An 11678-nucleotide genomic window follows, 5' to 3' on the forward strand; every position below is an offset into this window, starting at 1 on the left:
CATACATTCGACGATTTTCAGGCCTTTGAGCCAGAGAAGAATCACCCTGATACTCTTATATGAAACCAGTGCAAGATAAGCGTATCACTCCACCCGATCCTCGTTTGACAAAAGGGGAACAGTTTCTGAAATTACAGATAGATCCACCGAGCCGGAATTCCAAATTTGAATCAGAATTTCAGGTGGGAATAGAATCGAATTTTTTAATTCTAAGGAACACTCGATGAATACAAAAGTGAACGGAAGCACGATAGAAATCGCTCTGGAAGGGCCGATCAGCGAAAAGACGGCTTTGTTTGAACTCAACATTCAAAACTACAAAGAGATCAAACTGAACATGTCAAAGGTGACGTTCATAAATTCCATCGGAGTGAAGAACTGGATCATGTGGACCTGCCGAGTGCCAACTGATGCAAAGCTGTCTCTTGAAGAATGCCCGTTCGTGATTGTGAATCAGGTGAATATCGTGCACGGCTTTCTGCCAAAAAATGCCCGGGTCATTTCTTTCCATGCGCCATTCCTGTGCGAGGATTGCTCTCACGAACATGTGATCAAGCTGTCTGAGAATGTTCACTATAAATATGCAAGTGATCAGGAGGGTCCGTCACTGCATCTTCCCTCTGAGAATAAATGTTCCAAGTGTTCCGCGGTGCTCGAGCCTGATTTCATCGTGGAAAAGACATTTGGATTTCTTAAGAAATAAGACTGAAATCCAGATCATGTCTGTACATCGACAAATATTTCCCCGATAGTAGGGGGATGAAAAAGAAACTCGGATTTGCAGCACTTGTTTTATTCATCGGAATCATTGCCGGCGTGGGATATCTTGCAGGTATCCCGGGTTTGAGCAAAGTGGACGAAACGTCTCTGGGAAAACCACTTGCCGTCATACGCGAGATCAGGTCCCAGGTGCGACACAAATATCCCGGCGATTTCTTCTGGCGCACGGCTGCTGACGGACAAAAGCTTTACAACGGCTCTGAAGTTTTTGTCGGCGAAAAATCCGCCGCTCTTCTGCACTTCTCCGGCAACCGCCGGGCCCGCCTGAGTGAAAACACTCTTTTGCGCATCTCTGAAGACTCCGGCGACCGAAACAATCTGATTCTGGCGCTAAATGACGGAGCCTTCAATCTGCGAAGTTTCCCCAATGACAACACGGGAATTATTCTGCGAGTGGATCAGGCGGGGTTGCGTATCGGCCCTGGCTCCAAATACGACCTTTATGTGAAAAAGAAAGAGCATGCTCTGGGACTGGCCATGGCCGCTGGACAGGCTTCGATCGAAGGTGTGGAAGACAAGCAGCTTCTCACTCACGGTGAAAGTGTAATCGTGCGCAGCCGCAGCTCCGGTACGAATAATTCCGCCGATGGCCGTGCGCAGGAAACCAGCAAAGTTGAACTTTACATTGACCAAACAATCGACCCCTCCATCAAGCTGCTGCAACCCGCAGAAAAACAGATGATTTATAAGAATGAAACCAATCAGGCATTTCTCTGGGAAAGCGGCCCGGCAGAACGCCAGACCCTGGAATACTCCACCCATCCGGACTTCTATCACATTGATGGAGAACTGGATGTGACCGGAAAGAAAACCACCCCGATCCCCGTCGCCAAACTGCTGGGAGACGTCTTCTGGCGAGTGGTTTCATATAAGGAGGGCGTCCCGCACTTTTCCACCAACTCCTACTTTAAAGTCGCCAATCTACAAAAGACGAAACTGAGTGAACCGCGCCTGACCTTTATTGAACGGGGAAAATGGCAGTTGGATGTATCGGTCGTCAACTCCGCCCCCGACTCCCGGTATGAATTTCAGGTTAGCCGTACTGAACGATACCAGGATCTGTATGATGCCTTTGTGGGTCCGTCCCCTTTTCGTTCTTTGATCGACCAGTCCGGAGACTTCTATTTGCGCGTAAGGCGCCTTTATGGCAACGACCTGGTGTCAGACTGGTCTGACGCCATCAAAGTTCAAATTCGCAATCCGCTGACTGCGCCGGAACTGAAAGTCACTTCTCAGAATGAAAAAGCCGGTGGAGTCGTGGCTGCCCAACTGGCGTGGCACGGCGAAGAAGCGGCCGAACATTTTCTGCTTCGCACTTCTTTCAATTCCGACATGCGAGATTCAAAAATCAACCGCTTGCCAAAATCCAAAACCGTTTTTGAAATCAACGAGTACCTGACAAAACCATATTACATCAGCCTGCAAACTGAATCAAAAGAGGGCGAGGTGTCCCCCTCTTCCAACATCATCACCCTGCATCCTTCCGCAACCGCTTTGAAAAATCTGGCAGCCTCTTCGGCTGCCGCTAAAGCCGCTGAGCTTCAGGCGCAGAAAGCCGCAGCAGCAGCAGAAGAAGAGCGAAAGAACGCTCTGACCGCTATTTCACCAGAGGACAACCTGGTCGCTTATATCGGCAAACCGGTTCGCTTTGAATGGAGCGGATCGGCTCCGTCCCTGGAATTCTCAACCGTACCGAAGTTCACCCAGGATATCGAAAAGGTGAACACCGCAGGTCGCTCTTTTGTGGAAGTAACCCGAAAAAAGGCCGGCGTGCTTTACTGGCGTCTGATTGCCGCCAATGGCAAACCCGGCGCCGCCCGAAAGATCACCGTCGTCGCCCCCTCTGACATCAATCTTGAAAGGGCGGATCTTCGCCTGATTGAACGCGGGCGTTGGGAGATCACCGCAAAAATCCGCGACGCAAAAAACAATCAGCAGTTCGAAGTGCAGTTAAGCCGCACACCTGACTTCAGCACCGTCCTGGATTCCCGCAAAGGGCCTTTGTCCCAGGGCATGGAAGTCACCAATCCCGGAACTTACTATCTGCGTGCGCAAAAGGTTTACGCCGACAAACCCTCTTCATCCGTCTGGTCCAATGTGATTTCTGCCGAAGTCCGCCCGCCTCTGTCGGCGCCCGTGCTGTTGAAAGAAAAAGAGGATCTTGTCAGCCCGGTCACCGTGCGTGTCACCGTGAACTGGAAACCCGTGACCCACGCCACGGGTTACATCATCGAAATTGCTGACACTCCCAAGTTCGGAAACGTAAATTTGAGAGTGGACCTGAACTCTCCGGAATACGCGATTGATCACTCCACCAAAGAGCCCAGCTATGTGCGTATTCTGGCCCGCTCTAAAGAGGGTGAAGTCTCCCCCGCCTCTGAAGTTTTCAAAATCAAAGGCGTCCTGCCGGGCCCCTCGGTCGAACGCTATGAAATCTCTTTTGGAAACATCGACGTCAAAGGGTCACAGGATCAGCTGCACATCCTGTGGACTCATCGCAAGAACGCCAAAAAATATTTCATTGAAGTGGGCCGCCAGGAAAACCTGAAGGATGCCAAACGTTTCGAGACCCGCAATATTGAATTCTTCATGCCGGTCAAAGAAGAGGGCTGGTATTACTTCCGTCTGATTCCAAGTTCTGAAAGCCCGGACTTCTTCGACACTCCTTCACAAGTCTATGGGGTTGAGTACCGCAAGCAATCAGATCTGCTCGCCGCCGCCCTGGAAGCTCCGACCAAGGGGAACCGATTCAAATCAGGCGATGCCATTCGCTTCGCCTGGGGTCAGATTCTGGGAGCTGCCTGGTATGAACTGGAACTGGCAAAGAAACAGGATTTCAGTGGCAGCGTTGTTTATAAAGTCGAAGCCCGTGATTATTATCTGAATAAGGGCCTGGACAAGGGCCGCTGGTATTTCCGCATCCGCGGTCGCAGCTCCAGTCAATCCTCACCCTGGTCTGAATCCAGCTTCATCGAGGTACAATAAAAAAGAGCTCCCACCGGGAGCTCTTTCATTTTCAGCCATTCATTTTTGAGATCGTCTTAAACAACCAGCTCGATAATAGCGCGGAAGCCATTGCTTCCGGCCATCGCCGCCAGAATATTTCGCAAAGAGGTGATGTTCTTGCCCTGAGCCCCGATCAGCTTCCCACGGTGTTCCTGCGGCATATTGATGCGATAGACAGTGGTGCGCTCCCCCGCGGTGTAGCAGACTTCAATGCCCTCGGCGTGGCCCGACATTTCTTTCACCACATCCCGCAATAAGCCTGCAATGCGTTCCCGTATCTGATCCATTTGCGTATCTGCCAGCGCCAACACTTTATGCCTTTCGTTAACTTCTTTCATGGTCAACGCAGCCCCCACAAAGGGCAATGCCCACTTGCAACGACAAGACTTCAAAGTGTTCACAGAGAATTGTTTCCCGAACAGCACCGGGAAACACGAAAAAAAAAGCCCTCGGAAGAGGGCCTTTTTGTTTAATAGGATTTTGCGAACAGGACCCACTTGGTCGCGGGCTTGCCAGAGAAGATGCAGTTGCCCTGTACAGGCTCCTGATCCAGCGGCATACAACGTGGAGTCACTTTCAACTGCGCCAGCAGCTCATGCCCCATCCCGGCTTCACACCAAGGAACCTTGGCAAAGCCCGGAGCCGTGTTTTCACCACCAGTGAAGTACTTTTCAAAGTCCTGCAGGTTCGTGATGGTTTTGATGCTTTCATCGCGCATTTGTTTCGCGCGTTCAAACATACCATCTTGCATTTCCTGAAGAAGATTCGTGATGTTGGCCACGAAGGCGTTTCTTTCCATGGAAGCTTTTTCTTTCGGACCACGGTCACGACGGCCGACGAAGACTTCGCCTTTTGCCATGTCACGAGGACCCACTTCAACACGCACCGGAACACCCTGCTTAATGTACTGCCATGCTTTTTCGCCACCACGCATGTCACGATCATCGATCTTCACACGCACGGAAGAACCCACATAGCTCTGGGACTTAAGATCTTTTTCCAGAGCTTTTACATAATCCAGAACCTGAGCACGCTCTTCGTCGTTACGATAAATCGGAATGATCACGACATGCAGAGGAGCCAGTCTTGGCGGAACCACAAAGCCATTGTCATCACTGTGGGTCATGATCAGACCACCGATCAAACGGGTGGAAACACCCCAGGAGGTGGTCCATGCGAACTCTTCCTTGCCTTCGGCGCTCAGGTACTTGATCTCGGAAGCTTTGGCAAAGTTTTGACCCAGGAAGTGGGAAGTTCCCGCCTGCAGGGCTTTCTTATCCTGCATCAGTGCTTCGATCGTGTAAGTGTCAACCGCACCCGGGAATCTTTCATCCGGAGTTTTCATGCCTTTGATCACCGGCATCGCCATGTATTTTTCAGCGAACTCTGCATACACGTTCAGCATCTGCAAGGTTTCTTCCTGAGCCTCTTTCGCAGTGGCGTGAACGGTATGACCCTCCTGCCACAGGAATTCGGCGGTTCTCAGGAACATACGCGTGCGCATTTCCCATCTCATCACGTTACACCACTGATTCACCAGAATCGGCAGATCACGATAGGATTTCACCCATTTTGCAAACTGGTGACCGATGATTGTTTCGCTTGTTGGACGGATGATCAGTGGTTCTTCCAGTTCACCATCCGGGATCAGCTTGCCGTTGCCATCACCTTTCAAACGGTGATGAGTCACAACCGCGCACTCTTTCGCAAAGCCTTCCACGTGAGCCGCTTCTTTTTCCAGGAAGCTCAACGGGATCAAAAGAGGGAAATAGGCATTCACATGGCCGGTGTCTTTAAACATGCGGTCCAAAACGCCCTGCATGTTTTCCCAAACGGCGTAGCCCCAGGGTTTGATCACCATGCAACCGCGCACCGGAGAGTTTTCCGCCATATCAGCGGCAACGATCACCTGCTGGTACCACTCTGGATAGTTTTGAGAACGTGTCGGGGTAATTGCTGTATCTGCCATCTTGCTGTCTCTTTCCTTCTATTCTTTCGTATCAATTCCGTAGGCTTTGATCTTTCGGTGCAGGTAACTTCTTTCCAGACCAATCACCTCTGCTGTGCGCGAAATATTACCGCTGTTTTCGCCAATTTTGCGCAGCAAATAGTCTTTTTCAAACTGGGCGCGTGCTTCGCGGAAAGTGGAAAGATCCTGCATCTCCACTGCTTTTTCATCATCTTTGTCAATCAGACCGGCGAAACGAAGATCGTGAACGTCAACAAAATCGCCCGGAGTCAGAATGTACACACGCTCAATAAAATTTTTCAGTTCACGAACGTTGCCCGGCCACTGATAGGCCAGCATTTTTTCCACGCCTTTTTCTGAAAACGCTTTTTTCGGATAACCGCTTTCGCGGGAAACGTTGTCAGAGAAATAGGAAACAAGCACCGGGATGTCCTCGGGATGCTCTCTCAGCGCAGGCACGCGGAAAGGAATCACGTTCAGGCGATAGTAAAGGTCTTCACGGAAACGACCGTCCTTCACTTCTTTTTCAAGATCCTTCGAGGAGGCTGCGATCACACGAACATCGTTTTCGATCAATTCCGTACCGCCCACTCGGGTATAGGTACGGCTGTCGAGATACTTCAAAAGCTTGGATTGCGCCGCCTGATTCAGCTCGCCGATCTCAGCAATGTAAAGCGTTCCGCCCAAAGCCAGATCCAGTTTGCCTTTTTTCGTGCGCTCAACACCCGGCATGGCGCCTTTTTCGATTCCGAAAATTTCAGAATCCTGAAGGTCCTCAGGGATGCCGCCGCAGTTGATTTCAACAAACGGACGACTGGCGCGAGAGCTCATGTAATGGATATTTTGGGCTACCAGTTCTTTACCGGTGCCCGCTTCGCCCTGGATCAGAACCCAGGAACTGGTCGGTGCCACGCGTGCGATGATTTGTTTCGTCGCCACGATGCTTGGAGCCTCGCCGATCAAAGCAATCGACTTGCGAAGTTTGTTCAACAGAAGCGCTTTTTCTTCCTTCTGCTGCTGGTAGCTCAGGATATTGGAGATCACAATCAGGATCTTGTCCATGGAAAGAGGCTTTTCAATAAAGTCCCAGGCACCCAGCTTGGTTGCCTTCACCGCGGTTTCGATGGTTCCGTGACCGGAGATCATTACGAACTCCACGTGAGGGAATTCTTTGCGCGCCAGATTCAGAACCTCGATACCGTCGTACTTACCCGGCATCCAGATATCCAGAAACACGATATCAGGCTGAACATCACGAATCGCCTGAATCCCGGTTTCACCATCATGGGCCAAAGAAACCTGATAGCCTTCATCACGCAAAGATGCAGAAAGCACATCACGAATCGGTGCTTCATCATCAATAATCAAAATTTTCGTATTCAGTGCCGTCATAACGACCCCTTTTCTTGCTAGGACTCCGACGGCTTCCATGCGCCGACTTCGTTCACTGGCATTTCAATAACCATCTTGATCCCTTTGGGTTCATTGGCCGTGGCCCGAATAAACCCGTTGTGATCCTCGATAATCCTTTTCACAATGGCCAATCCTAGCCCAGTTCCGCCCTCTTTTGTAGAGTAGTATGGCTCAAAAATGCGACTTCGATCCGCCGCGGGGATGCCTTCACCATTGTCCGCCACCGTCATACGCACGGTTTTGATGTCTTTATCGTAGCGCGTGGTGATTTTCACGCTGGGCTGTGACTCTTTTGCAACAGCCGAAACTGAGTTATCGACCAAATTGACCAGAACACGCTTGATCTGGTCCGGATCAAACTTAAAGTCCGGCAGCTCCAGATCCTTGCTGAATTCAAAGTCGATCTGCGGGTGGGCCTGACGGTACAGCCCCAGGGATTCTTCCACCACCGAGTTCAAATTCGCCACCACCGGACGGGCCTGTGGTAAACGGGCAAAGTTGCTGAACTCGTTCACCAGATTCTTAAGCCCATCCACCTGCTTCACGATCATGGTGGTGCATTCACTGAAAGCCGGGTCTGTGATCGAGCCCCCGAACTTGCGCTGCAAACGTTCGGCGGAAAGTTTGATCGGCGTCAGCGGATTTTTGATTTCATGCGCGATACGACGGGCCACTTCGGTCCAGGCGGCCGCACGCTGGGCGTTCACAATCGGAGACATGTCGTCAAAGACCAGAATCTTACCGATGTCTTCGCCCTTTTCATCTTTCAGCATCGACAAAGTCACCTGCAACGGAATCGCTTCCCCCTGAACATTCAGGCGCAGCTCTTTTTGCAAGCTTTCAATCTTGTGATCGTGCATGGTTTTTTGCAGTTCCGCGAACGTGCGGAAATACTCCAGCGTCAGCAGGTCTCGCACCGAATGCCCGATGTACTTTTCAGGATCCACACGCAACAACTGAGCCGCATGACGATTGATCGTGGTTACAACCCCGGCCTTGTCCACCGAGATCACCCCGGCGCTGACGTTTTTCAAAACCGTGTCGGTGTAGCGCGCGTGCTGATCCAGTTCAGCCAGCGTGCTTTCCAGGGTCACAGTCATCGAGTTAAAGCTTTGAATCAAGTCGGCAATCTCTTCTGAACCGGCTTTGACGTCCAGCGGAGTATAATCCCCCCCGGCAACCCGGCGGGTCGCTCGGCCCAACTGCACAATCGGTACTGACAACTGTTTTGCCAGATAGAATCCAAACCACGTTGCCGCCAGCAGGATCACGAAGGTCATCAGAACCAGAATATACAAATAGATCGACTTCAGCGGGTATTCCAGCGGATTGATGTCGCGGAATTCATCGTAGGCGGTCGAAATGTCATTCATCTTGGAAATCAATGAAAGCGGCAGGAAGCTTGAAACCACGACCGCACCGCGCTCGGCGCCCTCTTGGACGGGCACAATCACGCGCACCAGATTGCCGTCACCAAATTGGTGAATGATACTGGCTTCGGCCTGAAGTTTGATCCCCTTTTGCAGGAACTCCAAAGACACTGCCGGCACCGTCGGGACCGTGTCATCTTCGGCCGACACCACCACGCGCTTGCCGAACAGGGATGGATAATACTCCACCGCATCCAGGCTGAAATCCTTGCGCAACTGTTCCACTTTCTTTTCGATCGCACGCTGATCGCGCAGCGGCCGAAGGGAATCCGCAATCTGATGGGCGAAGTGATAGTTCTTTTTCTTGGCGTTGAAGTAATAGGCGTTGGTGACTTCGATGGAGCTTTTCAGAACCCCGGCCATCTTCGCACTGAACCATTTGTCGAAGCTGGAGTTGATATAAAACACCGAGATGATGAACATCAGCACGGTCGGAATAAAGCTGAACGCCACAAAGGCTGCGACCAGTTTGGCCTTTAAGCTTGAGCCAAAGACTTTGCCCTGCCTTTCCACGAACACCTTCACGACATTACGGAAGATCATGAACAGCAGAAGCAACAGCAGGATGATGTTGAAGTTCACCAGACCGAAGAAGAAGATACTGTGAACAAACGGAAGCTGCTGACTGGTGGCGAACAGGCGGATCTCAAACCACGTCAGAAGACCAAATAAAAACGACACCACAAGAACCAAAATGATCTCGCGGCGTCGCTTTTTAAACTCCTGGGGACCAGGAGGAAGAAACTCATCCTTAAGGGGCGTATTTTCCATAGCCCCCATGCTAGATTACTTTCTTACTTTTTTCTTCTTTTTTTGTGTTTTTGCCGCAGCTTTTGCAGGCTTCTTGGCCGCTTTCGCAGGGGCTTTTTTAGCCAGCATCAGAGCTGTCTTCATGGCCGCAGGGATTTCCTGGGTCAGGCCGATCATTTCCATCGTCACCTGAGCCGCTTCTTCACCCTTGTTGCCATGTTCGCCACCGGCACGGGCGAAAGCCTGCTCTTCGTTTTCAGTCGTCAGAACGCCGAAACCGATCGGTTTTTTGTAATCAAGCATAAGACGGGTTACGCCGTCAGTCACAGAGTTGCAAACATAGTCATAGTGAGAAGTGTCACCGCGGATCACCACACCCAAAGCCACAACACCGTCACAGCCCGCCTCAAGGAACGCCTGGCACGCCAATGGGATTTCCACCGCGCCCGGAACCAAAGCTGCAAAGATCTCTACGTCTTCACAGGACTCCAGATAGCTGATAGCGCCTTCTTCAAGTTTAGAGGTGATTTCCTGATTCCAACGAGCGGTGACAACACCAACTTTGATTTTTCCCATTATTTTGGTCCCTTCAAGTTTTCCATTGCGACAATTTCAACGATTTCGATATCAAAGGCCTTCAAGCCGACTTTCTTTTCAGGCTTGTTGGTCAAAAGACGGATTTTGTTCGCACCGATTTCACGCAGGATCTGCGCACCGATGCCGTAATCACGTTCATCCATCAGCGGCGTCGTCGGACGAATGTCCTCAAGACCCACCAGCACATTCAGCTCCTGAGCAAGACCTGTGGTGCGGTTGTTCCCGCGAAGCAACACAAAAGCCCCATGATCTTCCTGCGCAATCGCCTTGATGCTTTCAAGCACAGACGAAGCCCCACGCTGAACCACCGCCATAAAGTCACGAGTGAAGTTGTCCACGTGGACACGAACCAAGGTTGGATGATCTTTCTTGATCTCACCTTTTTGAATCACCAAATGTTCCAACCCATCCACGGTGCTGCGGAAAACGCGCGCCTGCATGTTTTCACCAAAAGACGCCGGCAGTGGAATGCTGGTCAGCTCTTCCACCAAAGTTTCATTGGCCAGACGGTATGCAATCAGATCCACGATCGTGCCGATTTTGATACCGTGCTTTTTTGCGAACTCACGCAGGTCACCCACGCGAGCCATAGTGCCGTCATCGTTCATCACTTCGCAGATCACCGCAGCCGGATTCAACCCCGCCAGACGAGCCAGATCCACGCTGGCTTCCGTGTGACCGGCACGCTTCAGAACCCCACCCTGCTGGGCGCGGATTGGGAAGATGTGACCCGGCATGTGAATGTCAGCAGGTTTTGCATGCGGGTTCGCAGCCACTCGGCACGTCAGCGCACGGTCGGCAGCGGAAATACCGGTAGAGATCCCTTCAGAAGCTTCGATGCTGACCATGAACGCCGTTTTGTTCGGCGCAAAGTTCAGATCGTCACGCACCATCAGCGGAAGTTGCAGACGTTCCACCTGCTGGGCAGTCAGACAAAGGCACACCAGACCGCGGGCTTCTTTCACCATGAAATTGATATTTTGAGGCGTTGCGAATTCAGCCGCCAGAATCAGATCGCCTTCGTTTTCACGATCTTCGTCATCCACCAGGATAACCATCTTGCCATTACGAACATCATCGATGATCTCAGGGATTGTGTTGAATTCCATTTTTAGCCCTTTCTGACTTCCAAAGAACGTTGGATGGCGCGAGCCATGTAATCAGGCTCCACATTGATACGGCTGCCCGGCTTAAGCAGTCCCAAGTTTGTGCGTTTCAAAGTTTCAGGAATCAGGCAGACAGACACCACAGAGCCTGCAAGTTCGTTAACAGTCAGGCTGACCCCATTCAGAGTCACGCTGCCCTTTTTCCAAACATACGGCAGGATCGTGTCAGCCACTTTCACATCCAGGAAGAAGGACTCCCCCTCCAGATCCGCGCGGGTCACTGTCCCCAGGCTGTCGACGTGACCGGTCACCAGATGGCCGTGAATACGGTCGCCAAAACGCAAAGATCTCTCAAGATTGACTTGTTTTCCCAGCCAGCTCTGCGGGTTCCATTCAAGAACCTTGATGGTCTCGGCCGCCAAAGCAAAGGTCATGGTTTGATCATCAAAAGCTTCCACGGTCAGGCAGGCGCCGTCACAGGCAATGCTGTCGCCGAGCTTTATGTCATTGAATTCAGAAGGTTTTTTGATTTTAATACGATAGGCATTGGTCAGCTCTTCAGAGCTTTCAATGGGCATCACAGATTCTACGATTCCAGAAAACATAGGGGCCTCAAGCTTGTGGCCG

At 51.3% G+C, this 11678-nt stretch carries 9 protein-coding genes; 2 read left to right on the plus strand and 7 right to left on the minus strand.

Annotated features, from left to right (window positions below; all coding sequences use genetic code 11):
• Positions 1-223 precede the first annotated feature (223 nt).
• Complete coding sequence (locus tag ACZ520_RS14390) at positions 224-703, plus strand: hypothetical protein (RefSeq protein ID WP_374031015.1); 480 nt, start codon at positions 224-226, stop codon at positions 701-703.
• Positions 704-759: 56 nt separating this feature from the next.
• Positions 760-3765, plus strand: a complete 3006-nt coding sequence (locus ACZ520_RS14395) for a FecR family protein (protein ID WP_464126228.1) — start codon at positions 760-762, stop codon at positions 3763-3765.
• A 56-nt stretch (positions 3766-3821) separates the two neighbouring features.
• Here ACZ520_RS14395 and ACZ520_RS14400 read toward each other — a convergent pair whose 3' ends face one another.
• The 7 genes from ACZ520_RS14400 to ACZ520_RS14430 form a co-directional block, all read right to left on the minus strand.
• Positions 3822-4073 carry a KH domain-containing protein gene (locus tag ACZ520_RS14400; protein ID WP_464126230.1) on the minus strand — a complete coding sequence of 84 codons (252 nt, stop codon included), beginning with the start codon at positions 4071-4073 and terminating at the stop codon, positions 3822-3824.
• 182 nt (positions 4074-4255) lie between these two features.
• Positions 4256-5755, minus strand: coding sequence for a proline--tRNA ligase (proS, locus tag ACZ520_RS14405; RefSeq protein WP_417868331.1), 1500 nt, complete (start codon positions 5753-5755; stop codon positions 4256-4258).
• 18 nt (positions 5756-5773) lie between these two features.
• Positions 5774-7147 (minus strand): sigma-54-dependent transcriptional regulator, encoded by a 1374-nt coding sequence (locus tag ACZ520_RS14410; RefSeq protein ID WP_416480102.1) that lies wholly within the window; start codon positions 7145-7147, stop codon positions 5774-5776.
• 17 nt (positions 7148-7164) lie between these two features.
• A complete protein-coding gene (locus tag ACZ520_RS14415) occupies positions 7165-9369 on the minus strand; it encodes a sensor histidine kinase (RefSeq protein ID WP_232469144.1) in 2205 nt (734 codons plus the stop codon).
• A gap of 15 nt (positions 9370-9384) precedes the next feature.
• Positions 9385-9924 carry a 6,7-dimethyl-8-ribityllumazine synthase gene (gene ribH, locus ACZ520_RS14420; RefSeq protein WP_088564435.1) on the minus strand — a complete coding sequence of 180 codons (540 nt, stop codon included), beginning with the start codon at positions 9922-9924 and terminating at the stop codon, positions 9385-9387.
• A complete protein-coding gene (gene ribB / locus ACZ520_RS14425) occupies positions 9924-11054 on the minus strand; it encodes a 3,4-dihydroxy-2-butanone-4-phosphate synthase (protein WP_088564434.1) in 1131 nt (376 codons plus the stop codon). Before ribB ends, ribH begins: the two co-directional genes overlap by 1 nt.
• Before the next feature lie 2 nt (positions 11055-11056).
• A complete protein-coding gene (locus ACZ520_RS14430) occupies positions 11057-11656 on the minus strand; it encodes a riboflavin synthase (RefSeq protein ID WP_088564433.1) in 600 nt (199 codons plus the stop codon).
• Positions 11657-11678: the final 22 nt, after the last annotated feature.

The sequence above is a fragment of the Bdellovibrio sp. BIS2 genome, assembly GCF_055398295.1.

Excerpts from the sequence above, each read along its gene's own strand:
- ribH (WP_088564435.1), bottom strand. The coding sequence starts at position 9,924 with ATGGGAAAAATCAAAGTTGGTGTTGTCACCGCTCGTTGGAATCAGGAA.
- ACZ520_RS14410 (WP_416480102.1), bottom strand. The coding sequence starts at position 7,147 with ATGACGGCACTGAATACGAAAATTTTGATTATTGATGATGAAGCACCG.
- ACZ520_RS14430 (WP_088564433.1), bottom strand. The coding sequence starts at position 11,656 with ATGTTTTCTGGAATCGTAGAATCTGTGATGCCCATTGAAAGCTCTGAA.
- ACZ520_RS14395 (WP_464126228.1), top strand. The coding sequence starts at position 760 with ATGAAAAAGAAACTCGGATTTGCAGCACTTGTTTTATTCATCGGAATC.
- ACZ520_RS14415 (WP_232469144.1), bottom strand. The coding sequence starts at position 9,369 with ATGGAAAATACGCCCCTTAAGGATGAGTTTCTTCCTCCTGGTCCCCAG.
- ACZ520_RS14390 (WP_374031015.1), top strand. The coding sequence starts at position 224 with ATGAATACAAAAGTGAACGGAAGCACGATAGAAATCGCTCTGGAAGGG.
- ACZ520_RS14400 (WP_464126230.1), bottom strand. The coding sequence starts at position 4,073 with ATGGATCAGATACGGGAACGCATTGCAGGCTTATTGCGGGATGTGGTG.
- proS (WP_417868331.1), bottom strand. The coding sequence starts at position 5,755 with ATGGCAGATACAGCAATTACCCCGACACGTTCTCAAAACTATCCAGAG.
- ribB (WP_088564434.1), bottom strand. The coding sequence starts at position 11,054 with ATGGAATTCAACACAATCCCTGAGATCATCGATGATGTTCGTAATGGC.